Annotated in this window: 26 protein-coding genes; 17 read left to right on the forward strand and 9 right to left on the reverse strand. The window is 69.6% G+C overall.

Features of this window, described 5'->3' with window-relative positions; all coding sequences use genetic code 11:
- Positions 1-174: 174 nt before the first annotated feature.
- Positions 175-1,902: a hypothetical protein gene (locus tag ABFX54_RS14460; protein WP_346105007.1), complete on the forward strand. Its 1,728-nt coding sequence runs from the start codon at positions 175-177 to the stop codon at positions 1,900-1,902.
- Between the two features lie 70 nt (positions 1,903-1,972).
- The gene (locus tag ABFX54_RS14465) at positions 1,973-2,236 is read left to right on the forward strand and encodes a hypothetical protein (protein WP_346105009.1); all 264 of its coding nucleotides are present in this window, start codon (positions 1,973-1,975) and stop codon (positions 2,234-2,236) included.
- A gap of 190 nt (positions 2,237-2,426) precedes the next feature.
- Here ABFX54_RS14465 and ABFX54_RS14470 read toward each other — a convergent pair whose 3' ends face one another.
- Both ABFX54_RS14470 and ABFX54_RS14475 read right to left on the reverse strand, forming a co-directional pair.
- Complete coding sequence (locus tag ABFX54_RS14470) at positions 2,427-2,681, reverse strand: hypothetical protein (RefSeq protein ID WP_346105011.1); 255 nt, start codon at positions 2,679-2,681, stop codon at positions 2,427-2,429.
- A 492-nt stretch (positions 2,682-3,173) separates the two neighbouring features.
- Positions 3,174-5,867: a CHAT domain-containing protein gene (locus ABFX54_RS14475; protein WP_346105013.1), complete on the reverse strand. Its 2,694-nt coding sequence runs from the start codon at positions 5,865-5,867 to the stop codon at positions 3,174-3,176.
- Positions 5,868-5,975: 108 nt separating this feature from the next.
- Between ABFX54_RS14475 and ABFX54_RS14480 the strand changes: the two genes are divergently transcribed.
- From ABFX54_RS14480 to ABFX54_RS14490, 3 genes are read left to right on the forward strand one after another with little or no spacing between them, the layout of a single operon-like run.
- Positions 5,976-7,301: a S8 family serine peptidase gene (locus ABFX54_RS14480; RefSeq protein ID WP_346105015.1), complete on the forward strand. Its 1,326-nt coding sequence runs from the start codon at positions 5,976-5,978 to the stop codon at positions 7,299-7,301.
- 32 nt (positions 7,302-7,333) lie between these two features.
- Positions 7,334-7,930, forward strand: a complete 597-nt coding sequence (locus tag ABFX54_RS14485) for an RNA polymerase sigma factor (protein ID WP_346105017.1) — start codon at positions 7,334-7,336, stop codon at positions 7,928-7,930.
- Complete coding sequence (locus ABFX54_RS14490) at positions 7,923-8,381, forward strand: hypothetical protein (protein ID WP_346105019.1); 459 nt, start codon at positions 7,923-7,925, stop codon at positions 8,379-8,381. The genes ABFX54_RS14485 and ABFX54_RS14490 overlap by 8 nt, the downstream gene beginning before the upstream one ends.
- Before the next feature lie 39 nt (positions 8,382-8,420).
- On the opposite strand, the gene ABFX54_RS14495 is transcribed toward ABFX54_RS14490, so the two are convergent.
- Entirely contained in the window at positions 8,421-8,897 is a 477-nt protein-coding gene (locus ABFX54_RS14495) for a pyridoxamine 5'-phosphate oxidase family protein (RefSeq protein WP_346105053.1), read from the reverse strand.
- Positions 8,898-9,054: 157 nt separating this feature from the next.
- Here ABFX54_RS14495 and ABFX54_RS14500 point away from each other — a divergent pair, with 157 nt between their 5' ends.
- The 6 genes from ABFX54_RS14500 (at position 9,055) to ABFX54_RS14525 (ending at position 12,643) form a co-directional block, all read left to right on the forward strand.
- Positions 9,055-10,038, forward strand: coding sequence for an Acg family FMN-binding oxidoreductase (locus tag ABFX54_RS14500; protein ID WP_346105020.1), 984 nt, complete (start codon positions 9,055-9,057; stop codon positions 10,036-10,038).
- Positions 10,039-10,129: 91 nt separating this feature from the next.
- Positions 10,130-10,480, forward strand: a complete 351-nt coding sequence (locus tag ABFX54_RS14505) for a hypothetical protein (RefSeq protein ID WP_346105022.1) — start codon at positions 10,130-10,132, stop codon at positions 10,478-10,480.
- A gap of 97 nt (positions 10,481-10,577) precedes the next feature.
- Positions 10,578-10,865 carry an RNA polymerase sigma factor gene (locus tag ABFX54_RS14510; protein WP_346105024.1) on the forward strand — a complete coding sequence of 96 codons (288 nt, stop codon included), beginning with the start codon at positions 10,578-10,580 and terminating at the stop codon, positions 10,863-10,865.
- A 176-nt stretch (positions 10,866-11,041) separates the two neighbouring features.
- On the forward strand, positions 11,042-11,545 hold the full coding sequence (locus ABFX54_RS14515) for a MarR family winged helix-turn-helix transcriptional regulator (RefSeq protein ID WP_346105025.1): 504 nt from the start codon (positions 11,042-11,044) through the stop codon (positions 11,543-11,545).
- Between the two features lie 103 nt (positions 11,546-11,648).
- The gene (locus ABFX54_RS14520) at positions 11,649-12,173 is read left to right on the forward strand and encodes an RNA polymerase sigma factor (RefSeq protein ID WP_346105027.1); all 525 of its coding nucleotides are present in this window, start codon (positions 11,649-11,651) and stop codon (positions 12,171-12,173) included.
- Positions 12,170-12,643 (forward strand): hypothetical protein, encoded by a 474-nt coding sequence (locus ABFX54_RS14525; RefSeq protein ID WP_346105028.1) that lies wholly within the window; start codon positions 12,170-12,172, stop codon positions 12,641-12,643. The genes ABFX54_RS14520 and ABFX54_RS14525 overlap by 4 nt, the downstream gene beginning before the upstream one ends.
- Positions 12,644-12,654: 11 nt before the next feature.
- Here the strand turns inward: ABFX54_RS14525 and ABFX54_RS14530 are convergent, their stop codons facing one another.
- From ABFX54_RS14530 to ABFX54_RS14540, 3 genes are all read right to left on the reverse strand, one after another.
- Positions 12,655-13,875 (reverse strand): MFS transporter, encoded by a 1,221-nt coding sequence (locus tag ABFX54_RS14530; RefSeq protein ID WP_346105029.1) that lies wholly within the window; start codon positions 13,873-13,875, stop codon positions 12,655-12,657.
- Between the two features lie 362 nt (positions 13,876-14,237).
- Positions 14,238-14,633: an Imm7 family immunity protein gene (locus tag ABFX54_RS14535; protein WP_346105031.1), complete on the reverse strand. Its 396-nt coding sequence runs from the start codon at positions 14,631-14,633 to the stop codon at positions 14,238-14,240.
- On the reverse strand, positions 14,630-15,661 hold the full coding sequence (locus tag ABFX54_RS14540; protein WP_346105033.1) for a VOC family protein: 1,032 nt from the start codon (positions 15,659-15,661) through the stop codon (positions 14,630-14,632). Before ABFX54_RS14540 ends, ABFX54_RS14535 begins: the two co-directional genes overlap by 4 nt.
- A 187-nt stretch (positions 15,662-15,848) precedes the next feature.
- On the opposite strand from ABFX54_RS14540, the gene ABFX54_RS14545 reads away from it, so the two are divergent.
- Together ABFX54_RS14545 and ABFX54_RS14550 are read left to right on the forward strand one after the other, a co-directional pair.
- Positions 15,849-16,319 carry a hypothetical protein gene (locus ABFX54_RS14545; RefSeq protein WP_346105035.1) on the forward strand — a complete coding sequence of 157 codons (471 nt, stop codon included), beginning with the start codon at positions 15,849-15,851 and terminating at the stop codon, positions 16,317-16,319.
- A gap of 83 nt (positions 16,320-16,402) precedes the next feature.
- Positions 16,403-16,960 (forward strand): hypothetical protein, encoded by a 558-nt coding sequence (locus ABFX54_RS14550; protein WP_346105037.1) that lies wholly within the window; start codon positions 16,403-16,405, stop codon positions 16,958-16,960.
- Between the two features lie 59 nt (positions 16,961-17,019).
- Here ABFX54_RS14550 and ABFX54_RS14555 read toward each other — a convergent pair whose 3' ends face one another.
- Positions 17,020-17,358 carry an ArsR/SmtB family transcription factor gene (locus tag ABFX54_RS14555; RefSeq protein WP_346105039.1) on the reverse strand — a complete coding sequence of 113 codons (339 nt, stop codon included), beginning with the start codon at positions 17,356-17,358 and terminating at the stop codon, positions 17,020-17,022.
- A 168-nt stretch (positions 17,359-17,526) separates the two neighbouring features.
- Between ABFX54_RS14555 and ilvA the strand changes: the two genes are divergently transcribed.
- Positions 17,527-18,870 carry a threonine ammonia-lyase IlvA gene (gene ilvA / locus ABFX54_RS14560; protein ID WP_346105040.1) on the forward strand — a complete coding sequence of 448 codons (1,344 nt, stop codon included), beginning with the start codon at positions 17,527-17,529 and terminating at the stop codon, positions 18,868-18,870.
- A 111-nt stretch (positions 18,871-18,981) separates the two neighbouring features.
- On the opposite strand, the gene ABFX54_RS14565 is transcribed toward ilvA, so the two are convergent.
- Positions 18,982-20,373 carry an APC family permease gene (locus tag ABFX54_RS14565; protein WP_346105042.1) on the reverse strand — a complete coding sequence of 464 codons (1,392 nt, stop codon included), beginning with the start codon at positions 20,371-20,373 and terminating at the stop codon, positions 18,982-18,984.
- A gap of 254 nt (positions 20,374-20,627) precedes the next feature.
- Between ABFX54_RS14565 and ABFX54_RS14570 the strand changes: the two genes are divergently transcribed.
- The 3 genes from ABFX54_RS14570 (at position 20,628) to ABFX54_RS14580 (ending at position 22,891) form a co-directional block, all read left to right on the forward strand.
- Positions 20,628-21,092, forward strand: a complete 465-nt coding sequence (locus ABFX54_RS14570; protein ID WP_346105044.1) for a MerR family transcriptional regulator — start codon at positions 20,628-20,630, stop codon at positions 21,090-21,092.
- Positions 21,093-21,101: 9 nt separating this feature from the next.
- On the forward strand, positions 21,102-22,469 hold the full coding sequence (locus ABFX54_RS14575) for a pyridoxal phosphate-dependent decarboxylase family protein (RefSeq protein WP_346105045.1): 1,368 nt from the start codon (positions 21,102-21,104) through the stop codon (positions 22,467-22,469).
- A gap of 101 nt (positions 22,470-22,570) precedes the next feature.
- On the forward strand, positions 22,571-22,891 hold the full coding sequence (locus tag ABFX54_RS14580) for a plasmid stabilization protein (RefSeq protein WP_346105047.1): 321 nt from the start codon (positions 22,571-22,573) through the stop codon (positions 22,889-22,891).
- Between the two features lie 233 nt (positions 22,892-23,124).
- Here the strand turns inward: ABFX54_RS14580 and ABFX54_RS14585 are convergent, their stop codons facing one another.
- Entirely contained in the window at positions 23,125-23,994 is an 870-nt protein-coding gene (locus ABFX54_RS14585; RefSeq protein ID WP_346105048.1) for a hypothetical protein, read from the reverse strand.
- Between the last annotated feature and the right edge of the window lie 453 nt (positions 23,995-24,447).

The raw sequence follows: 24,447 nt of genomic DNA on the forward strand, positions 1-24,447 counted from the left end.
CTAACCTTCGTGGCGACGTGATTCGGTACCCCCCGGCTATCAATCGGACGATGGCCGCAGAGAATATAGACATCAAAAGAGCAAAACTATCATCATAATTTGCTAAATAATAGAGTGAAAACACAGTTCCAGGGAAGAACAACCCCTGCTTCTAATCGCCACAGGGGATATAATATGGATGACAGAACGAAGTCGACTTGGCTTTACTTTGCCAAGTGGATTCTCTTGATACTGGGAATACTCCTTCTCCTTATTGTCGCCATTGATCAGCTAAGAAATGCCGTTACGCAATTTATGGCGCCAGAGATTTTGGTGGCAGCAGTCGCTTTGATCTTTGGCTGCATTGTCTTGGAATCATCTCGCCGAGTTTATCGTAAATGGACTAAGGTCCATTATGGCGGGAGATCCCCGGGGCGTCCCCTAGTCGATCAATATTCTCCCGATGTCAAGAAAGCGGCGATAAGCCAGACGCTTGACGAAATAGAGGGAATGGAGTACGATCCTGAGCTCTTTTTCGATATGCTCAGACAACCTCACCGATTTATAGAGAGAGTCGTAGAGGAGGCAGAAATCAGGGACCAGTGTCTTCGATTGAAGGCTTCCCTAACCTTGAATATTCCAAGAAGGAGGAGAGGGCGGAAGATAGTTATTCCCATACTTTGGATCCAAAAGGGAATATTTCTGGACAACTTTGACGTAGAGGATAGCGAAGGGCATTCAATCCCAATTCTTCCACTCGCAAGGTCTCGCGGCCTCCTGACGGTAACCACCCTACGCGCCCTAAGGGCAATATACCCACCCGTTCCACCACGAATAGCAGACGACTATGAGGCAGCGGCCAGGACTGTTCTCAATCACATATGGACAATAGGAACCAGAGAGATCCTACCGCTTACCCCACTGCAACAATTGCGTGATGTCTTTATCAGGAATAGCGAGGCATGGAGACTGCATAAGCAGCTATCTATACTCTGCGAAATGCTTAAAGGGTATTACCCCCTCATAGCAGAGGTGAAGAGAGGGTCGAGAATAATAATCAAAACGAGCAAGACTGTTCCTCTATTTCAGCAGAGAGGGGACCGGGTAAAGGATCGGCTTCTGGGCCCCATCCGGTTCTTGATGGGCAGCAAACCTCGGATATTCAACCTGCCCTTGCACTGGCCTCATCTTGCAGCCGAATACCATTTCCGCATGCAAGGCGAACCTGGAAGGTATGTGAGCGCGCATTATCTCCGCAACCTCAACAATGAAGGGGCACCGGCACTACGAGTTGAGGACGTATTCCCGCCTCCTGGGCCGCCAGATAAGACACCCAGGCCGTATGTGCGGATCCGGTATAAATCTGGTTTGCCGTATGCCCACCTGTACATTCGGGGCTTGGACATGGTTAGCCAACCCCCTCGAATGAGCACTGTTGTAGAGTTTGCAGAGGTTCCGCCAGGAACGCTTGGCTTGGCCACTGGGGCATCGGTTTTCACGACAGCGCTGATCGCTCTATTTTCTCAATCCCCATTTGACAACAATGTGAACAATTTCCCGTCTTTTCTCCTAACGTTCGCAGTCCTCGCCGTTTCATGGCTGGGATTTGCTGCTGATAAAGATAGTCTACTAAGAGCTCCACTCACGGCAAGGGTGGGCATATTGTATATAATTCTTGCCTCCCTGTCGGCTGTTCTCCTTCGGACCATACAGCCGCCTTGGGCAAAGTCCAGAAATGTATTCCTCTCTTTTTGGGGAGTGCCCATGTCTATCAACTTTTGGTGGCTTGTTCTAGTTGGGATGTCCATTTACGTCTCGCTGCACCTGCTGATAGTTTTTGCCGCCCGTTGTTATCGCTACCGCAAGCTCGTGAGACAATGGGAGTCATCAGCCAAGAACCTGGGCGAACATATGGCACCCTAGTAGCGACGGAAAGGCAAGGTTGCATTTTGGCTATAGCATTGCTTTGACGCTCTGCAATGAAGGAGATGCGTTGACCGAGGAAGAACGCAACCAGCAAAAAGAAGCAGTATTGCGCGAGATCGGCGAAGAATGGGGGGATGACTATTTTCCTGATGGCTACGACTTGATGCTAAGAAATGGAGCGCTTGATTCTAGCACATATTTTATAGATTCTGGCGGTCCCCCAGGGCCCTTGCTGTCAAAACTTGCGAAAATAAGCACACCAAGCGCGGCGCTCGATCTTCAATCTTATAGACATGCATCAGAGGATGCGATTAGATTGCTAAACGAATGAGCGGTTGAGGCATCTCAACGTGGTTGCGTTCCTGCGGCGGTTGCGTTTGAAGGCGGCCGGAGTTATTCGCCACGGAACGTGAAGCCGGCTAGCCTGCGCGGATCCAGCTGATGCCTGCGGTTCGATTTCCGATTCCGTGAGCTTTTCCATTGCATCTCATAGACAACAGCTAGCCCGCGCCGTAGTGTGCTTAGAGGAAGTAGCCGTCGGGCCAGGAGTACCAGCCGGCGGAGGTGGGGAAGCCCTTGCCGGCCCAGGTCGCCCTGGCCGAGCGGGCGTCGGAGCAGCGGGAGATCGTGCAGGAGTTGTAGACGTCGGCACTGGCGGGGGCGACGCCGGCCAGGCCGATGAGGGACGACAGGACGGCGAGGACGACGGCGAGCCGAGCCGGCCGGGCGGGCCGGGAATGCGGCGGGACTTGCCGGGAGTGCGGCGGAACGGGCACGGGACGACCTCCTTGCGGGGATGTGACCATCATTGTCATGATCTCCGGCCGTGTCCCGTCAGACATAGACGAAGTGTGCCAAGGATCGGTGAACACTTCGCGCACGGCCCTCTCCGCTGGTACTCCGACCGGCCCACCGCACTCGGCCGGCACATGAGGTAACACCCGGGCCGGATCGGCGACCTGCATCAACGCGCTGCCCTCAGCCCTGAGCTGCTCACCCGCGTCTCTTGCGTACGTCCGCAGATTCTTGAGCTTGAGATGAAATCGGCCGAGCAGATGCTCGTCATTCTCCTGTGAAAGGCTGTCTCCTGATCGTCCAGACCGTATGGGAGATGGCGAAGGAGTTGAGCGCGACCATCCTTCAGGCATTCGGCGTCGATCCAGCTCATTCCGGCATTCAAGGATGGCTTGACCCCCTTGACTTGGTTTCCCGGCTCGGTCCGCGCCGGGATGTCGTCCGGATGCCGCCCGGATGCCGATCACGGACGGTCAGGCCGGCATCGTCGAGTCGGCGCCCAGGCAGACGAAGCCGGCCGCGACCGCGTACGCCTCCAGGTTGTCCCTGGCCACCTGCTGCTGTGCCTGGGCGAGCGCCGAGGCGGTGGAGTGGCCGGCGGCGAGCAGTTTGTGCAGCGCGATCATGAGGGTGGTGCTCTCGGTGTCCAGGATCGACAGGACCGGCGCCACGATCGTCCGGGTGCCCAGGGCCAGGAACGTGGCGCTGAGGCCGAGCAGCTCGTCGCCGGGCCGCACGACGAAGCGGCCGGTGTCGCAGGCGGCCAGGACCACGATCTCCGGCGCCCGGTGCAGGCGTTCGAGGTCGTAGACGGTGAGCGGGCCGTCGGCCAGGCGCAGGGAGGAGAACAGCGGGTTGCTCGGGTGGATGCGGCCGTGCGCGGCGACGTGGGCCAGGGCGGCGCCGTCCAGGTCGGCCAGCACCGCCTCCGCGCCGGCGGCGTCGTCCACGAGTGCCGGAACCGTGTGGATCGAGGCGACCCCCTCCGCCTCCGAGCGGGCCCCCGGCAGTCCTGGACCGGCGGCCACCACGACCCGGCCGGTCTCGGTACGGGCGCGGCCCGCCTGGGTGCCGGCGTACCAGAGGGTGGCCGAGGGGGACACGCAGATCGCGCGGCCCGCGCAGGACGGCAGCAGCGACCAGGGCAGGGCCTGGATGGGACCGCTCGGGACCAGCACGAGCGGCCGGTCACGCAGGTCGCCGGCGAGCGGGCGCAGGAGCAGCGCGTCGAGCTTGGCGACGGTGTCGCGCAGGAGGTTGAGCGCGGCGGCCTGGCTGCCCGGCACCGAGGTGCGCCGGGCCAGCCGCCGCAGCGCGAACGGCACGCGGTCGACGAGTGTGCGCACGGGTGCCAGCGGTCCCAGCGCGCGCAGCCTGCTCCGCCCGTCGACCACGGTGATCGCGTGCAGCGTGTCGTCCACCTGCACGAACTCCACCAACGCCTGCTCCCCGAGCGCCTCCGCCACCCGCCGCAGCGGAACGGGCGCGGTGGGGCTGGCGTCGGTGGAGACCTTTTCCTGGCGGCGGCAGTGGTCGCGGATCTCGCGTTCCAGGGTGATCTGCCGTTCCACCAGCGCCGCGGTGTCCTCGCCCGCCGTCCGGCCCTCCTGGATCCTGGCGACCGTGATGCGGAGCTGCGCGAGTGCCTCGGCCAGGTGCCGGTCGTGGGCTGGTCTGGCCGGTCTCATCAGCAGGTGGCGGGCGCGTCCCCGTTCCGCCCAGGTCAGCACGTCGGCGGGTACGCCGTCCCGCAGCGCCAGCCGCAGCCCCAGCTCGGCCACCTCCACCCGGGACTCCGACGCGTGCGCCCGCAGGTCGGTCGCCCCCAGCGTGGCGCGGTACTCGTCGTGCAGGCGTAACGCGGTGCGGACCGCGCTCTTGGCGCCGCGCGGGTTACCCCTGGCCAGACGTAACAGCGCCTCCGCGTGCCAGGCGTGGATGCGTTCACCGGCCGGGCCCCGGTGGCGGCGCCGCCCGGCGATCTCCCACTGCCGCTCGGCCCGCTTGGGCCGGCCGGCGTCCACGGCCAGCCGGGCGGCGATCATCCGCGCCTCCACCTCGGGGGCGGGCCAGCCGGTCTCGGCCAGTTCGGCGGCGCACTCCTCCATCTGACGCACGCTCACCCGCCCGCCCCGCCGCCCGACTGTGGGGCCTCGGCCCGGGTCGTCGCTCATCGCCGCCAAAGACCTCAGGGCCACGAAGCGCGCCACCGCCACCCACTCGCGGCGATGCTGACGGCCGAAGGCGAGCGCCGCGCGGCGGGCCTCGCGTACAGCCTCCTCGTGATCGCGTACGAGATAGGCCGTGCGGGCCAGCAGCAGCCGCGCCTCCGGCAGCCCCACCTTGCGCCCGCGGCGCTCGAACTCCTGCACGGTCTCCTCGGCCGCCTCCCTGGCCTCGGCGATCAGCCCGGCCGACAGCAGCAGCTCGGTGCGGTCGGCCAGCGTCCAGCACAGCTGGTGGGTGTCGAGGGCGCGAAAGCGCCGCTCGGCCTGGTCGAGGTAGCGCAGTGCGGCCGGCACCTCGCCGCGCAGGGCGTTGAGCCAGCCGAGGTTCTGCCACACGACGGCCAGCGACAGATCGAGATCGAGCCGCCGGCAGAGCCGTTCGGCCTCCTGGAAGTCGCTCTCCGCGGCGGCGAACTCGTGCCGGTAGCCGTGCACGATGCCCCGGTTCGACAGGACCCGCTGCAGCCACAGATGATCTCCCGCCCGGCCGAGGACGGGAACGGCGAGCCGGTAGGAGGCCAGCGCGTCCTCGGGACGGCGCAGGTGGTTGAAGATCACCGCCCGCTGCGCCTCCGCCCTGGCCCGGCCGGCGCCGTGCAGGTCGGGCAGCGCCAGCTCCACCTCGGAGATCGCCTGCTCCATCCGCCCCTGGACGCACCGGACGAACGCCAGTCGCAGCCGCGCCTCGGCGGCCAGGTCAGGCGAACCGGCCCGCACCGCGAGCCGGATCGCGTCCCGCAGGTACCGCTCCGCGGTCCGCAGGTCCGTCACGTGCAGGGCGGCGATGCCCAGGGCGCGGCAGGCCGACGAGGCGAGCTCCAGGTCGCCTCCGGCGCGCGCCCGGCGGGCGACCTCCGAGGCCAGGCCGGTCAGCCGGGCGGGATCGGCCTCGGCCAGCCTGAGCAACTCGGTGGCGAGATCAGGGGGGCTCGCACTCACCCTCGTGAGTGTGCCGTGAAACCTGCGGTCTGTGATGTATCAACCCGGCAACAACTGTTCTCTGCATGTCGGCGCGCGCTTTCACCACCCGAGCGAAGGAGACATGCGATGACGGCCGGTCATTACGGTGTGGTCCGGCGCCGGATCGAGGCGTTCTATCCCGATCAGATCGTCGTCGATCTGAAGGACGAGTCCCTCGTCCGCCACGAACTGTCCGGCCTCGGCATCAAGGCGGAGCTGACCGAGTCCAGCAAGGGCCTCGGGCTGAACCTGTACGGGCTGGTCGGTGTGGCAGAGGCGGTCACCAGGCTCGGGCCCAACCTCGAACAGCGCGTCAGGGCGCGGGCCGCCGGCGGCTACGAGCCGGGGGAGGCGCCCACGCCGCTGGACCTGCTGCTGTTCCACCTGCGGGAGACCTCGGCCCAGAAGCACGCCGGCTACCAGCCGATCGTGGCCAAGAACCGGGTCTACGAGAACATCGAGGGCTCGCCGTACAGCGGGGGCAGCGCGGGCGACCCCAAGCCGGCCGCGGCGTTCGAGCTGCCCGCGCGTTCCGACGGCCCCAGGCGGCGGCCGCGCATCGGCGTCTTCGACACGCCGATGTACCCGCACGAGGGGCTCGCGGGCCGCTACGTCATCGACTCCCCCCGAGCCCTGCTCAGCCCGCGCCCGGAGTGGGTGTCCTTCAGCGGGCACGCCGTCTTCGTCGCCTCGGTGGCCGCGCGGCAGGCGCCCGACGCCGACTTCGTCGTCTACCCGGTGCTGGACGCCGAGCGACTCGTCACGACCTCGTGGACGCTGGCCACCCGGCTGGTGCAGAGCCTGGACGACGACCTCGACCTCATGATCATCGCCCTGGGCAGCGCGGCGGCGGACGGGCGCGAGCCGCTGACCCTGGCGCGCGCCTGCGAGCGCACGTCCGGCGTCGTCAAGGTGGCGGCCCTGGGCAACCACGGCCAGGCGAAGGAGCGGGCCCCCGCCGGCGCCGTCTTCTCCGACCTGCCGTCGAACATCCCGATGTGGCCCGCCGCCAGCTCCACGGTCATCGCGGTCGGGGCGAAGGACAAGGACGGCCTGCCGGCCTACTTCTCGCCCACGCCTGAGGAGGCCCCGTGGACCGACTGCCTGGCACCGGGCGTCGATCTGCCCGGACTGTACCTGCCGGGGGTCGTTCGGATGGCCGACCTGCACGTACCCTCCGGCAAAGTCGTCGTGAGCGACAGGCGGGCGACCTTCCCGCACCCCGGCCACGCCACCTGGAGCGGCAGCTCTTTCGCGGCCGCGTACACCGCCGGCTACCTGGCACATCAGGCCTACACCCAGGGAATCGACGCCGGAGAGGCGGCGGACCGGTTGCTGAGCGGGCAAGGTGTGGTCAAGCTGGACGGGTTCGCCGACAGTGGCATCGAGGTGGTCCGGCCCAGGAGGAACTGACCGGGGCGAGGACCGCCGGAGGAGGCGTGGTCATGTCGCAGGAGTCCGTTGTCGGAGCCCTGGTCGTCCGCGCACGCGCGGGTGACCAGGGCGCGTGGGACGTGCTCGTCGAGCGGTACGCCCCGATGTTGTGGTCGATCTGCCGGGACCAGGGGCTCGACCGCCGCGACATCGACGACGTGGCCCAGTACGTGTGGATGCGCGCGGTGGAGCACCTCGGCCGCCTGCGCGACCCCGACAAGATCGGCTCCTGGCTGGCGACCACCACGAAACACGAATGCCTGCGCGTACGCCGCGCGAGACGCAAGCAGGACCACTCCGAGCAGTTGCTCGACGTGGCCATGGCCATGGACGACCGCACCACCACGATCGAGCAGGTCGTGGAGGACGCCGAACGCGACGCCGTGCTGCGCGCCGCCTTCGCCCGGCTGTCGCCCGACTGCCGGCGGCTGCTCGGCCTGCTGATGAAAGAGATGCCCTACAACGAGATCTGCCGCCGCCTGGGGATGGCCATGGGCAGCATCGGCCCCACCAGAGCCCGCTGCCTGGCGCGGCTGCGCGCGGACGCCGCCCTGGTCGCCGTCATGCGGGCGGACCTGGAAACGAGAGAAGGTGAACATCATGTCTGAGGTGTGGGACGACGAGGAACTACTCGCTCGCCTCATCGTGGCCCTCACGGCCGCAGACGCCGTCCCACGCGACTTCGTCGAGGCCGGGAAGACCGCTTTCGCCTGGCACAACATCGACGCCGAACTCGCCGAGCTGGCCTACGACTCCGGCCTGCAACAGGACGAGGAGGCGGCGCTGCTGCGGGCCGACCCGGCCGCGCTGCGGGCCCTGACGTTCGTGGCCGCCGAGCTGAGCATCGAGCTGGAGATCACCGAAGGCACGCTGATCGGCCAGCTCGTGCCGCCCCAGGCCGGGCGGATCCACGTGCTGAGCGAGTCGGGGTACTCGCACGTGGCGGCGGTGGATGAGATGGGGGTGTTCGTCCTGAACGAGAAGCCGCCGGAACCGTTCCGCCTGCAGTGCCGCACGGTCACGGGGCTGAGCGTGTCGACCGACTGGATCAGGCTCTGAGCGAGTCGCGTCCGGATGCGGGCCATCCGCACAGATCGGTTATTTGCGCAGATCGGCCTCTGTACGTCCCGGTTCCCCCAGCGCGGGGACCAGCCGGAATCCGGTGGTGATCTCCGGGCGGATCCGGATCACCTGATCCATCCCGCCCGTCACCCACGGCCGCAGCAGCCCCTTCAACCGGGCCACCTCACCGGGATCGGTCACCGCGTGCGCGACCCCGGTGACGATCACGCTCCAGCCCAGGCGTTCGTGCCCGTCCAGTTCGTCCGCCTCGTACGCCACCACGGTCTCCGCCCGCGCCACCTGGACGCCGAGGATCGTGCCGGGATCGGAGCGGATCACGATGTGCCCGTCCACGACGACGTGGTTCACCGGCCTGATCGCGGGCAGCGCCTGACGGGTGAAGACGATCCGCCCGAACGGCACGCCGGCCAGCAGCCGCAGCGCCTCGGCCGCGGGCAGTTCCTGGAGCCGCCGCGTGCCATCGGCGTCCGGCGGCTGGTCGTGGAGGTACATCACTCCAGCAGCGTGCCCACCGCGGGCCCTCCGCGTACAGGGACGAAAGTCCTCTGTTCGCCACCAGACGTCGGGGAAGGTGCGGACATAAGCCTCTGACCAGGAGGTTCGTCGGTGTGTTGTGCTGGGCACATCGTTCGGTGGAGGGGGAACGGCCATGAGCATCCGTCCGGCGAAGCACCCGCTGGAAAGCGCCATGGAGGCCGCGGTCGAGGCCGCGCGCTGGGCGCCGTCGGTGCACAACACCCAGCCGTGGGCGTTCTCGGTGTCGGGCGAGGAGATCTGCCTCAAGGCCGACACCGACAGGAAGCTGCGGGTGGAGGACGCCTCCGGCCGCGAGCTGTCGATCAGCTGCGGCGCGGCCCTGTTCACCCTGCGTACGGCGATGCGCTGCCACGGCTACGAGCCCGTCGTCCGCGTCCTGCCCGACCCGGACCGCCCGTCGCTGCTCGCCACGCTCAGACCGGGCTCGGAGACGAATCCGGACGAGACGGTGCGGATGCTCGCGGAGCAGATCGAGCGGCGGCGCACCCACCGCGCCGGCTTCGCCGACGTGCCCGTCCCCGATCAGCTGATCGACCGGCTGGTCAAGGCGGCCGCGGCCGAGGGCGCCGAGCTGACGCCGGTACGCTCACCGGCGGCGGTCGACGTGCTGGCCTCGCTCACCCGGGCCGCGCAGGGGGTGCAGAGCCAGGACCGGCGCTTCAGCCTGGAAGTGATCCGCTGGGCCCGGCCGCCCGGCAGCAGCCGCGACGACGGAGTGCCCGCCACGGGCTACCCCAGGCACGCCGTGCGCACCGATCCCGACTTCCCGCAACGCGACTACGCCTGGCGCCACGACTGGGGCGGCGAGGGAGGCCGCGACCCGGGGCTCGGGGTGGTGGCGCTGCTCACCACGGCCGGCGACGGGCGGGCGGACTGGATCAGCGCGGGGGAGGCGCTCCAGCACGTCCTGCTGCACGCGGCGGCGTACGGGGTCAGCGCGGCCTTTCACACGCAGGTCCTGGAGATGGAGCTGCTGCGGGAGTTCCTGAGGCGGGAGATCTGCTCGGGCGCTTACCCGCAGATGATCATGCGCTTGGGCGTCACGTTCGACGACACGACCTCGGTTCGCCGGTCCTTGTCGGATGTCACGGGGTGACGTCGTGTGGTAAGCCATTCATGCGGTCTTTTCCGGAACACTGATATGGGTGTCGATGTCTCCTTCGGACGCAGCACGCAGCCGGCGCGGAGTGTTGTACGCGGACGCCGCCGCCCTCGTGCTGCTTGCCGGGACCGGGGTCTTACTGGTGGCCGCTCGTGGGGTGGCGACTCATGGGCTGCTGTCCACCGTGGCGAACGCCGTGGCCCAGGCGTGCGCGGCCGGCGCCGTCCTGCTGCTGGTGGTGGCGCTCTGGCGCCGGTCTGGCTCGGGGGCGTCGCTGCGGGGTCCCGTCGCCGGTGAGCGCGAGGACGCTGATCGGTTGCGGGCGCAGCGGGTCGCGGGAGCGCTCCACTGGAAGCTGATCCTTCTTCGATCGGTCGTCGGCATCATCATCGTGCAGGCTGCTCTGACGGCCATATCGGCGATCCTTCCCCTGTAGGAGAGCCGCTCGTGCTCCTCATCCGCTCGCAAGATTGTCGGGAAGGGTGGAGCGGCGGCGGGCAAGAAGGGATGTCGGCCTGATTCTGAAGCCCTGATTGAGACTTGCCCCTGACACGTTCGAAGCGGTCTTCGATGCCCATTACGAGGAGATCCGCCGCTACATCGCCCGCCGGATCCCCCTGGACATGGCGGAGGATCTGGCGGCGGAGACCTTCCTCGTCGCCTTCCAGCGGCGCGAGGCGTTCGACGCCTCCCAAGGGGCCGTGCGCCCTTGGCTGTACGGCATCACGACCAAGCTCATCGCCCGGTACCGGCGGGCAGAGCTGCGCCACTACCGCGGGCTGGTCAGGAGTGACCTGGTGACCAGCCGCTGGTTGTGTTGACCACGGTTGAGGAAGCGGCGGCGCGTAGGGCCTGGGCGTCTCATCCAGCCTCCACCCGCCAAATTCCGAAATTTCGTGGCGAAACGGGACTTCAGGTCATCGCTGGGTGGTGATGTGGCGCGATTCCGGCCCGAAGGAGGGCCCGAGGACTCCGGCGGGGCTGTACAACAGTGGCCATGGAGGAAGACGATGAGCGCCGGGTCCACGGCGAGGACCTCTCGGCCGTCGTTTCTGCGGTCCTGACCGGCTCCCGGTTGCTGGTCGCCGTCGCCGCACGATCGCTGGGCGCGGTCGAGGACCGCGTCACGCTGCCGCAGTTCCGCATGATGGTGGCGCTGGCCACCCACGGCGAGACCAAGCTGGTCACCATGGCGGACCTGCTGGGGGTCAACTCGTCCACGGCCATGCGCATGGCCGACCGGCTCATGGCCGCCGGGCTGATCGTACGGGAGGTCAACCCGCGCAACCGGCGCGAGAGCCTGATGCGGCTGACCGAGGAGGGGCGGCTCATCGTGGACCAGGTGATGGCCCACCGCAGCCGCGAGATCGGCTCCATCGTCGCCCGCATGTCACCGGAGCAGCGGCGGGAGCTCGTCGCGGCGATGAACGCCTTCACCGAGGCGGGCGGCGAGCCTCCGGCGGACTCGCCGCCGTACTCGCTGGGCTGGCCACCCGTCTGAGTCGCGGAACTCGGCCGGAGCTCCGTCGTACCGCGACAATCCTCGCGAACCGTGAACCGGAGGGCCGTCTCGCCCGACTGTGCTCGTTGACGGAAGGGACGGGATGACCGACGAGCTTCTGGTGGTGAACGCCCAGCTGGGCGAGCGGGCGGCGGTCGCCGAGCTGGTGCGGCGGTGGCGGATGCCCGTCTGGACGTACGCGCGCCGCATGCTGGACGCCGAGCGGGCCGACGACGTGTCGCAGGAGATCTGGCTGGCCGTCGTCCGTGGCCTGCCCAGGCTGCGCGACCCCGCCCGGTTCAGGCCGTGGCTGTTCACCATCGCCCGCCGCTCGGTCAACGACCGGCTGCGCGCGGAGTACGCCAGGGCCGAGGCGGCCCTGGGGCCGGAGGCGCCGGCCGCGGACGACCCGGCCGAGGCGCTGGTGGAGCGGGCCGAGGTCATGGCGGGGCTGGCCGGCCTGCCCGTGCTGGAGCGGGAGATCCTCGTCCTGTTCTACCTGGAGGACCTGACAGTGCAGGAATGCGCGCAGATCTGCGGCATTCCCGCCGGAACGGTCAAGTCCCGGCTCAACCGGGCGCGCCGCCTGTTGCGTGCACATCTGACGGAGAAGGGATACCGGCCATGACGCAGGAGGAGCCACGCCTTTCGGCGCAGGAGCTGATCGACCGGCTGGAGTCGTCCCTGTCGAAGGGACGGCGGATCCGCGCGGTGGCGGCGCTGCTGGCCGGCCTGGCAGGCGCGGTCTTCGTCGCCGCCCTGTGGGCGACCGAGCCGGGGCCGCTGCCCGGCGGCACGCGTACGGCCTTCGCCGTACTGACGGGGTTCTGCCTCGCCTGGGCCGGCTACGGCGGGTGGGTGCTCACGCGCAGGGCGCCGTTGTTCGCGACCGAGCGGGTGATCGCGGCCTGGATCGCGGTGGCCGCCTCGGTCACGGCGACCGCGCTCGTGACGACGATCGCCGTCACCCGGGACACGGGACCGCTGCCGCCCCTGGCGGCCGGGGCGGTGTTCGTGGGGGCGTCGCTGGCACTGGCCTGGCGCGCCCACACCCGCCGCGCCCACCTCCTCCACCTCAAGCGCACGCTGGGCGGCTGACACGGGGCCGGTCAGGTGTCGATGGCGGGTTCACCGGGGGACGGGCGTAGGGCGTGCAGGCCGGCCACGGCCAGCAGCGTCATCGTGACGGTGGCCGCGCAGGCGATCGTGAAGCCCCCTGCGGCGCCGAAGGTGTCCACAGCCCGCCCCGAAGCCGCCGCCGCGATGGCCGAGCCGGCCGCGCTCGCCGAGTTGAGCCAGGTGAACGCCTGCGTCAGCACGTAGCGGTGCACCGTCGCCTGGGTGAGCACGCCGGTGAGCACCAGAACCGGCGGAATCGTCATCCCGGTCAGCGCCACCGCGACCCCCATCCCCGGGAACGAGTCCGTCACCGGCAACGACAGGCAGCAGACGGCCAGTACGGACGTCCCCACCGCCAGCTGCACCCGCGGCGCCGCCCGCCATCGGCGCACCCCGTACAGCCAGCCGGACAGCAGCTCGCCGCAACTGGAAGCCGCGTAGAGCGGCGCGGCGGCGGCGGGGACCCCGTGCTCGACCGCGAAGGCCGCCACCGAGACCTGCATGGCGCCGAAGAACACGCCGATGGCCAGGTTGACCCCGGCCAGCACGGCGAAACCGGGCCGCAGCAGGGAACGTCTCGCCTGGCGGCGCTCCGCCGCCCCGGAGGCCGGCGGCGGGGCGGTACGGCGCTGGGCGGCCAGCGCCAGCCCGCCGCCCACCACCAGAGCCGCCGCCAGCGCCGACCCCAACGCCGGATGCCCGCTCGCCCCCGCCACGCTGACCAGCACGGGACCGGCCAGGTAGGCGAACCCGTTGCCGAGCGACTCCAGCGCGAAGGCGGTGGGCAGCTCGGCGGATCGGCCGCCATTGAGCAGGGCCGCCCAACGGGCCCCGGACAGCGCGCCGAGCTGCGGGATGCTCGCACCGGCCGCGACCCCGGCCGCCGTCAGCGACCACGCGGGGTCGCCGGACGCGACCAGGGTGAGCAGGACGGCCACCGCCGAGGCGTGGGCGAGCAGGGCGGGCGGCAGCACCCGGGTCTGGCCGAAGCGGTCGACGAGCCGGCCGAGCTGCGTCCCGGCCAGCGCCTCCGCGACGGCGAAGCCGCCGGTCACCAGGCCGGCCACGGCGTAGGAGCCGGTCCGGGAGTGGATCAGCCAGACCAGGCCGAGGCTGGTCATCGCGATGCCGACCCGGCCGGCGACGGCGGTCAGGAAGAAGGCGGCGGCACCAGGAGTGCGCAGAAGATGGCGATAGGTGGCCGGAAGCACGGCGCGTCCCTTTCGCCGCGCGGCGGGACGGACCACCTGGGGTCGTCGGCGTCCTGATCTGCCGACCCGTGGTCAACGCCGGGAACCGTCCAGTATCGGTGTGGAACGGGGACGCGCGCCCCACACCGGCTCCGTCACCGAGCGGAGATCTCACGTTGATTGCTTGCGCCCCGAGCGTAGAGGCCGCGCCCGCGCCACGTCCACGGCTTTCTCCAGTACGGCCGCTCGCGCGGGCTCGCGTGCCCCGGTGCGGTGGCCCGCGCGGGCTCGCGTGCCCCGGTGCGGTGGCCCGCGCCGGCTCGCCTGAGGCGCATCCGGTCGGTGAGGTGACGGACTACGGGTGGTCGGTCGTACGATCGCGATCACCCCGTGGTCGCGTCACCGCCCCATGGATCTTCGAGGGTGGGGATCGCCGGCGACAACAGGGCGTCCGCGTGCTCGGTCACCTCGCCCCGGGCCAGCCGGAAGACCCGGAACTCGTTGGAGTGAGGACCGCTTTCGTCGTCCCAGACGTGCAGGAGCCCGTAGGACCCGGGAGCGATCCGGCCGACCCGGGAGAACAGGGTGATGATCGCCGGACCCCAGGTGCCACGATGATTGGGGTTGCCGCCGACGTGGATGAACGGCACGCCGTTCATCCACCGCAGATCGACCAGCCCGTAGTCGCCGAGCTCGGCCAGGCATTCCCCGACTTTCTCGACCTGCCGCCGCAGTGACGCCGGATCGTCGTCGAGACCCGCGGTCTCGCGGATGGTCAACCATCCGTGATACTCGAACACCCCCGCCACGTTACCGATCTCCCCGCCCCAGCCTTACCTTCCTGGCGGAAGATGATCGCCACGCCCAGCGCGGCGCGGGCGGGGACGAACACCTCCCCGCCGGCGGTCCTGGCGACCGGGACCCCGTTGCCGAGCAGCAGCCGCTCGGCCGCGGCCACGTCGCGCACGGTGACCGCGTACGCGACGAACGCCGGCAGCGCGGCCGGACGCTCGCCGGGCAACACCGCGTCCAACGCCGACGCGGCGACGACCGTGACCCCGGCCGGCTTGACGACCGTGACCCCCGCCGGCTCGATGGCGGTGCCCGCCCGTCCCAGGTTCACCGGACGTCCGAAGTACGTCGCGTAGCGTCGTTCCACCTCGGGCGACGCCGCGTCGTCCACGCACAGCACGCACTCGGCCAGCCCGGTCGCCCCGTTGGGATGGTCCACGTGTGCCAGGGACGAGCCCGCAAGCAGGTTCTCGGCGAACCCGATCCGGCCCTCCGGCACCCGTCCCGGCCCCAGATCCGGATCGGAGATCTCCAGGTAGCGCGCCGGCTCCATCCTGACCCCGGCGCCCGTCTCCACAGGCCGCTGGACGGCGTGCACGCCGCCATGGACCACACCGCCGGCCGCCAACCGGGAAGCCACGCCGTCGAGATCGGCAGTGTCGGCGATCATGATGTGCACCCCCTCGAACCGCTCGGCGAAGGCGGCGATGTTCGCCACGGTGACGCGGATCGCGGCCGCCAGCCCCGCCCGCCTCTCCTCCGGCACCTCCAGCGGGATCGCACGGGCGCCCGCCGGCAGGTGCGAGCCGTCCCCGATGACGGCCACCAGCTCGATGAAGTCGCCGGGAAAGCGCACGTGCGCGTTGGCCACCCCGAACATCTCGGCGGCGCCGGGCAGCACGGGATGGACGGGCGCCGACACGGAGAAGCCCAGCCGGCGATACAGCTCCATGGCCTCGTTCATGTTCCGCACGATGTGCCCGACATGGTGCAGGCCGTTGACGTCACCGCTCATGCCCGTTCTCCCTTCATCGGAGTTGACTTTCTTATGAGAGTACACTCCTATTTTCTGATCGGATGACGAGCTGCTGTAACGGACGTCCCGTGCAAGAGAGCTGAAAGTGGACGCCGATCCCTGGTAAGCGCCATGAAATCGATCCGGCGCACAGTGTGGTCACACCTCCCGAAAGGACCTCCCGGCCATGTCGATCTCCCGCACCCTCGCCGGCCTGACCGCCGCCGCGACCGCCGCCATCACTACGCTCGCCGCCGTCGCCCCCGCCGCCCAGGCCGACGCGGGCTCCGCGTGGGGCCCGTACCACGCCCCCAGGCACACCGCGAAGGCCTGGGGCACCCTGTCCGCCGCCGGCGAGGACCACGCCACCCTGCCGACCGCCCGCCAGGTGAAGATCACCGGCAAGGTGTACGACAACACCCGCGGCAGCGCCTGCGGATGGGCGGTCTTCCGCATCAGCTACCGCAAGGGGAACAACCTGCCGTTCCGGCACCACAGCGTCCTCGACTGCTCCTACCGCACGCCGAAGCACTTCTCCTTCAAGTACCGCGACGTGTACCAGGTCGAGCTCAAGGTCTGCTCCGAGTTCAGGAGCGCCAAGCCGTCGCTGAACTGCCTGTACGCGGGCACCTGGAAGACCCTCTACCTGTCGAAGTGAGCCACCGTCCGCCGGCGGTGGGGGAGCCGGCGGCGAGGGACGTTCGATCCCCGCGGCCGAGCGCCGACCATAGACTGTCCGGTATGCGGCGATTGACCAGTACCGTAGTCGTGGTGGCGGGGGACGCGGCCGGGGACGTGGTCGCGGGCCTCGACGGACTGCACAACGTGCGGGCGATCCCGCGCGGCGAGCGCGGACCGGCCGAGGTGGCGGAGCTCGCGGGACGGTCGGCGGCGACGTACGTGGTGCACGACGCCGACCCGCTGGCCGGAGTGGCCGCGGCGTGGACGGGCTTCTTCGACGGCACCGAACCCGTCGGCGGGCTGGAAGTGGCCATCGAGGCCGCGCTGGCCGAACTGCGCGCCGACCGGCTGGTGCTGCCCGACTATTACCTGGTGCTCGATCCCGACGGAATGCCGGAGACGTGGCGGCACTGGTGGCTCGGGGTGCTGGCGGGGGCCGCGCCCGTACGGGTGGTGCCGGTGCCCGCGTCGTCGTCGGCGGTGGCGCAGGAACTGGGCCGGCTGGTGGCCGGGCGGTGGTGGCCGGCGGACCTGGAGACGTGGCTACGCGGCCTGCCCCGGGTACTGCCCGACCGCGCCGGCCTGCCGAGCGGAAGCGTCGGCACGGTGGTGGCGTAGGCGTCCTGGTGGCGGTGCCGGCCTGCCGGGCGGGCGGGCGGGTAAAAAGGCGGTCGCCGCTACAGGGATTCGCCCAGCACGGCGACGATCCTGGCGATGTTCTCCTCGTCGCGCCGGTAGTGCGTCCACTTGCCCACCCGGGTCGAGCGGACCAGGCCGGCCCGCTCCAGCGCGGCCAGATAGGCGGACACGGTCGACTGCGCGAGCCCGAGCTTGCCCTGGATGTGGCTGACACAGACACCGACCTCGTACGGATCCGCGATACCCTGCTCAACCGGGAAGTGCTTCTCCGGATCGCGCAACCACCGCAGCACCTGGAGCCGCACGGGGTTGGCCAGCGCCTTGAACACCTCAAGCAGCTGAGCGGAGTCCGGCGGAAGTGCGGTGTCGGTGGTCATGCCCTTCCAGACGAGTTCGGTGACGATTAAGACGGTTCGAGGATCGTCGATATGATATCGCCTGGACGGGGGAGCGTTGGGGCTCGGCGGTGACGCGACGGTGACGCGACGGGCACGAAGGCCGCACCACGCGACGAGCGAGCGAAACGCTTGAAGAGGAACAGCGAAATGGCAGATCGAGGCAGAAGCGGCGACGCCGCACGGGCGGACGCCGCTTCAGTCGGCCCCGCACAGACGCGGGCCGCCGCGGCGAACGACGCCGCGCGGGTGGACGCCACGGCCGTCGATGCCGCGGCCCGGCGGCTGGCGGGCATCGTGGCGACGACCCCGCTGGAGCGCAGCGCCCGGCTCTCCGAGCTGACCGGCGCCGACATCTGGCTCAAGCGCGAAGACCTGCAGACCGTCCGCTCGTACAAGGTGCGCGGCGCCTTCAACCTGATCGCCCAGCTGGACGACGCCACGAGGGGGGCCGGCGTGGTGGCCGCGAGCGCCGGCAACCACGCCCAGGGCGTGGCCTACGCCTGCTCGGCGCTGGGCGTACGCGGCCGGGTCTACCTGCCCAGGACGACGCCGCGGCAGAAGCGCGACCGCATCCGCGCGCTCGGCGGCGACATGATCGAGATCGTGCTGGGCGGCGAGACGTACGACGAGGCGTCGGCGGCGGCGGTCGCCGACGCCGAGGCCACGGGGGCGACGCTGGTGCCCGCGTTCGACGACCCGAGGACGATCGCCGGACAGGGCACGGTCATCCGCGAGGCCGTCAGTCAGCTCGGCTCCGCGCCCGACGTGGTCGTGCTCCCGGTCGGCGGGGGCGGGCTGCTGGCCGGCTCCGTGGCCTGGCTGGGCGAATGGCACCCGGAGACGAGGGTCGTCGGGGTCGAGCCCGCCGGAGCCGCCTGCGTCGCCGCGGGCATCGCGGCCGGCGAGCCGGTCACCCTCGACTCCATCGACACCTTCGTCGACGGCGCCGCCGTCAGCCGCGCCGGCGCCCTCACCCTTCCGCTCATCGCCGCCTCGAAGGCCGAGCTCGTCGCCGTGCCCGAAGGCCGCGTCTGCAGCGAGATGCTGGCGCTCTACCAGGTCGACGGGATCATCGCCGAGCCGGCCGGCGCGCTCGCGCCCGCCTCGCTCAGCGGCCCGTCCACGGCCGGCATCCCCGAGGGCGCCACCGTCATCTGCGTGCTGTCCGGCGGCAACAACGACGTCAGCCGGTACGCCGAGGTCGTCGAACGCGCCCTGGTCCACGAGGAGCGCAAACACTACTTCCTGGTCGAGTTCCCGCAGGAGCCGGGCGCGCTGCGCCGCTTTCTCGACGAGGTGCTCGGCCCCAACGACGACATCACCCTGTTCGAGTACGTCAAGCGCAACAACCGCGAGACCGGCCCCGCGCTGGTCGGCATCGAGCTGTCGAGCCCCGCCGACCTGCCGGCCCTGCTGAAGCGGATGGAGGCCGCCCCTCCGCGCATCGAGCAGATCGACCCGTCGAGCCCGCTCTTCCGCTTCGTGATGTGACAGGCGCTTGGTGATGTGACAGGAACGCGCCCCGCCCGCAGCGGCTGACGGGCGGGGCGCGTTCCGGCACGGCCGATGAGCCGGGGCCCGGCTCGCGGGCCCCGGGAGTGGTCAGACCTTGTTCCTGCGTGACAGCCAGGTGAGCAGCCAGAGCACCACGCCGATCGCCAGCAGCACGCCCGCGATCTGGTATTGGCCGACCGGCCGCCCCGACGACCAGGGCAGCACCAGGTAGAGGCAGGTGATCGTGCCCAGCACCGGCAGGACGCGGCCGGCGTTGAAGTGCTCGGCCCCGGTGTCCTCCCTGCGCAGGACGAGCACCGACACGTTGACGAACGCGAACACCGCGAGCAGCAGCAGCGACGTCGTGCCGCCCAGCAGCGACACCACCGGGCTCTCCGGGTCGAGCGACAGGAACGTGATGAGGCCCATGGCGAGGAGCGTGGTGAACACGATCGCGGCGTGCGGCGTGCGGCGCACGGCGTTCACCTTGGCCAGGAAGGGCGGCAGCACGCCCCGCTTGCCCATCCCGTACAGGAGCCGGCTGGCCATCAGCATGTTGATCAGCGCGGAGTTGGCGACGGCGAACATCGAGATGAACGGCAGCAGGTCGGCGATCGGCACTCCGGGGGTGGCCGTCTGCACCACCGTCACCAGCGGCGTCTCGCTCTCGGCGAGCACACCGACGGGAACGACCGCGACGGCGCAGATGGACACCAGCACGTAGATCACGCCGGTGATGCCGAGCCCGGTGAACATCATCCGCGGGAAGATCCGGGACGGCTCCTTGGTCTCCTCGGCCATGTTGACGGAGTCCTCGAACCCGACCATGGCGAAGAACGCCAGCGACGTCGCCGCGCTGACGGCCAGGAACACGCTCTTGTCCGAGGGGGTCTCGAAGGCGACCACCCGGGAGAAGTCGGCCTGCCCGCCGAGGATGAAGAACATGCTGAGCACGATGACCAGCAGCAGGCCCGACAGCTCGATCGCGGTGAGCACCACGTTGAGCTTGACGCTCTCGCCGACGCCGCGCAGGTTGACCGCCAGCACCAGCAGCATGAACGCCAGGGCGATCAGCAGGATGACGGTGTTGCCGGCCTCCAGGCCGAAGCCGGTGACGAGGTTGGCGGCGAAGGCCCGCGAGGCGGCGGAGGCGGAGGTGATGCCCGAGCACATCACCGCGAAGCACACCAGGAACGTCAGCACGTGTTTGCCGAACGCCTTATGCACATAGAGAGCCGCGCCCGCCGCCTCCGGATATTTCGTCACCAGTTCGAGGTAGGAGCAGGCGGTGATCAGGGCGACGACGAAGGCGATGGCGAAGGGCAGCCAGGCGGCGCCGCCCACTTCGCCGGCCACCTGGCCGGTCAGGGCGTAGATGCCGGTGCCGAGAATGTCGCCGACGATGAACAGCAGCAGCAGGCCGGGGCCCATCACCCGCTTCAGCGCGGGCTGGCCGTCGTTTCCCGTCTCGGCGGGAGTGGGTGGACTGGTCTGAGCCATGGGGGGTTGTTCCTTGTCTGCGTCAGCCCGCAGGCTGAAGGGGTAGGGGCCACGTCCCGCGCATCGGGCGCCGGTCAGGTGCGCGGCGGGCGCCAGACCGGCCGGATGATCTCGACCTTCACTCTGACACCTTACGATCCTGCGCAGTCATCTGTGAACAGGGCGTCACGCACCGCTGCGTGTCTCCGGAGGCGTGCCGGACGGGCGGTTCCCGAGGGGTTGACGGCGAGGCGGCTTCGCAAGTTAATGTCAACATGAAGTCAACCGACTCGATGCGCATCGGAGAGCTCGCGGAACGGTTCGGCCTGGCGCCGCACGTGCTGCGCCACTGGGAGTCGATGGGCCTGCTGACCCCGGCCGCCAGAGTGAACGGCCGCCGCCGCTACACCCGCGACCATGTCATCCGCGTCATGACGATCATCCGGGCCAAGGCGGGCGGCCTGAGCCTGGAGCAGATCCGCGGCGTGCTCGACGCCGCCGGCCGCGCCGAGCGCCGGGCGCTGCTGCGACGCCAGCATGAGGAGCTGGGCCGGCGCCTGGAGGAGATCGCCGCGTCCAAGCGGCTCATCGAGCACCTCATGGAGTGCGGCGCCGACGACTTCACCCAGTGTCCCGACTACCGGCGCATGGTGGAGAGCGCGGCCTGGCCGCGGAATCTGCAGGACGAGGCGTGCGTGATCGACCCCGGTCACGTCGATGTGGCTCAGGGCCGGGGATGAGGTGCGTCGATGGAGGAGTTGGCGCGTCTTTTCCGCACGGCCGCCGAGCACGCGGCCGGATACCGGTGGTCGCTGGCGGAGCGGCCGGTCGGGGTGCCGGTCGACCAGGAGGCGCTGGCCAAGGCGTTCGCCGGTCCGCTGCCGTCCGGCCCCACGCCGCCGGAGCGGGTGCTGGGCGACCTGATCGCCACCGCCGAGCCCGGCCTGGTCGCCGGGGCGGGGCCGCGGTACTTCGGGTTCGTGGTCGGCGGCGCGCTGCCGGCGGCGACCGGGGCCGACATCCTCGCCGCCGGCTGGGACGAGGTCGCGACCAACGCCGTCACCCACCCGGCGGCCATCGCGGCCGAGACCGCCGCGGGCGGCTGGCTGAAGGAGCTGCTGGGCATCCCGCAGGAGGCGTCGGCGGGATTCGTCACCGGCTGCCAGGCGGCCAACACGGTCGGCCTGGCCGCCGCCCGCCACCAGGTGCTGGCCGACGCGGGCTGGGACGTGGAACGGCGCGGGCTGGCCGGCGCGCCGCGCGTCCGGGTGATCGCCGGTGCGGAGCGGCACGCCACCATCGACAGGTCGCTGCGGCTGCTCGGCTTCGGCACGGACGTCGTGGAGCCGGTGCCGGCCGGGCCGGACGGCGCCATCGACGCCGGGGCGCTGCGCGAGGTGCTGCGCGCCGGAGCCGAGGGGCCCACCGTCGTCTGCCTCCAGGCGGGCAACGTCAACACCGGTGCCTGCGACCCGCTCCGCGAGGCGTGCGAGCTCGTGCACCGGCACGGCGGCTGGGCGCACGTGGACGGCGCGTTCGGCCTGTGGGCCGCGGCCGGCACCGCGACCCGGCACCTGGTGGACGGGCTGGAGCTGGCCGACTCCTGGGCCTGCGACGGGCACAAGTGGCTGAACCTGCCCTACGACTCGGCGTTCGCGTTCTGCGCCAGGCCCGGCGCGCACGCGGCGGCGATGTCCCTCACCGCCGCGTACCTGGTCGGCTCGGGCGGCGTCCCGGCGGGAGCGGATCTGACCGCCGAGTCCTCGCGCCGCGCCCGCGGGTTCGCGGTGTGGGCGGGGCTGCGGGAGCTGGGCCGCGACGGGGTCGCCGCGCTGGTCGACCGCTGCTGCGCGCTGGCCCGCAGGTTCGCCGGCGGGCTGTCCGCCGCCGGGTTCGAGGTGGCGAACGAGGTGGTGCTCAACCAGGTGCTGGTCCGCTTCGGCGACGACGCCCGCACCGACCGCACGGTGGCCGCCGTGCAGGCGGACGGCACCTGCTGGGCGGGCGGCACGACCTGGCGGGGGCGGCGGTACATGCGGATCTCGGTCTCGAACGCGACCACGACCGAGGCGGACGTCGACCGCTCGATCGCCGCGATCACCCGCCTGGCCGCCTGACGCTGCCAGAGTTCCGGCTGTTTGATCAGGTTCATCCGTTTCGTGCTGTTCCGGTGGGTAGATGCCGTCCAAACGCGTCATCTCACGAAATGGGGGACACCATGCCTCGCGGTTCTAGCAAGAAGCGGGAACGTCAGTACGAGCACGTCAAGGACAGTGCCAAGAAACGCGGCGAGAGCGGCAAACGGGCCAAGGAGATCGCCGCCCGTACGGTGAACAAGGAACGAGCCAGGGCGGGCGAGTCGCGTACCGCCGGCAAGACCTCCACCAAGGACATGTCGTCGAGCCGCAGGGGCGGGCTGCGCTCGCACACCGGGGCGGCCGGCCGGACCAGGGACCAGCTCTACGCCGAGGCCAAGCGGCGCGACATCAAGGGCCGCTCGAAGATGAGCAAGTCGCAGCTGGAGAAAGCCCTCGGATGACCCGGGGCGCATCAACCCCCCACAACGCGGCCGGCGCCGCGACACCGGGTGTCACGGCGGCGGGCGTGCCGGACGACGTCGCGGCGCTCCTCGATGCTCCCCGGTGCCGTGAGTCACCGGCGCACGTCCCTCCGTGACGGCTTTCGCGCGTGGCTCACCGCGGGACGAGACCGCGAAAACGGCGGAGGGGTGCTGTCCGGGCTCACGTCACCGGGAAGTCACCGGAAGAACATCTAGCCCTTGGTCCAGATCGACGCGATGACGCCGTCCTCGGCGCTCAGGATCTGCGGACTGTAGCCGAGCAGCTTCATCTGGGCCGACTTGATGGTGTAAGTCGTCTTCGACAGGTTCAGGTACTCCTTGATGCCGCTCACGCTGCCCTTGCCCCACACGGTGGTGTAGAGGTTGCCGGGCTCGACGGCCATGAGGACGGGGCGCAGGCCCTGCCTCGTCTTGGTCAGCAGTTCCTTGCCGCGCTCCGTGACCGTCTGGCCGAGGGTCACCTGGAGGGTGCCCGTGGCGGCGCCGGCGATCCAGACGGCCGCATAGAGAGGCCGCTCCACCGTGCCGTACACGTCCAGCGACGCCAGGCTGTAGCCGGCGGCGGCGAGCTCCTGGTTGACCTTGGTGAAGGTCTCCTTGGTCAGGCTCACCTGGGACTTGACAAGCTGCGTGGTCTTCTCGAAGACCCCGGCGAAGACCGCGCCGGCACCCGTGCCCGTGCCGCTGAGCAGCTTGGGCTGGTAGCCGGCCGCCAGCTGCTCCTGGATGCGCTTGGTCAGCTCGGTGCCCTTGATGCCCTGCAGCACGTTGATCTTGCGGCCGGGGTCCTTGGTCCAGAGGGTCGTGTACAGCGGGTTGGCCGCGTTGGTCACGTTCAGGGACGTCGGGACGTAGCCCTTGCCCAGCAGATCCTTGACCCGCTGCACCAGCTTGGAGCCGGTGAGCGCGTCGAGGGAGAGCCATTCCAGCGGCTGGGCCTGGACGGTCGTGGCGGTCGCGGCGGGCTGAGCGGCCATCGCCGGGGTGGCGAGGGCCAGCAGGGGCGCGGTGGCGGTCGCCACGGCCGCGGTGAGGACGGCTACCTTCTTCGCGTTCCGCATGTTCCTCCTAGGGAAGTAAAGGTTGCCCCAAATGGGGACAAGGAGGGACCATAACAGAGCATGAGGACGTGGCAACCAATCGTTACCGCGATCGTGACATGTCTGTGTCAAAACTCCTGACATTTCACGACGTTTCGGAGATATGTGAGGGTATGTCGCGAGGGCTGCTCATGTTCCGGCGCCAGGCCGGACGGAAAGGCGACGCCGAGCGCGGTACTTCGTGAGGTCGCCCGCCCTGCCGGGCCGGAGATAACGGACTCCAACCCATTTCGGCGCTCTCCGCCGTGGCCCAGGACACCATGAGGGGGTTCTGACCACCACGTGGAGTCGATGCGACATGGCTGAGGAGAACGGAGAGCGGAGCCGGCCGTCGCGGCGCGCGTTCCTGGGCGCCGCCGCGACCGGCGGGGCGGGGCTGGCGGGCGGCGCGGCGGGCGCGGCCCTGCTGACGGG

The organism is Nonomuraea maheshkhaliensis, assembly GCF_039529435.1.
GTDB classification, from domain to species: Bacteria; Actinomycetota; Actinomycetes; order Streptosporangiales; family Streptosporangiaceae; genus Nonomuraea; species Nonomuraea maheshkhaliensis.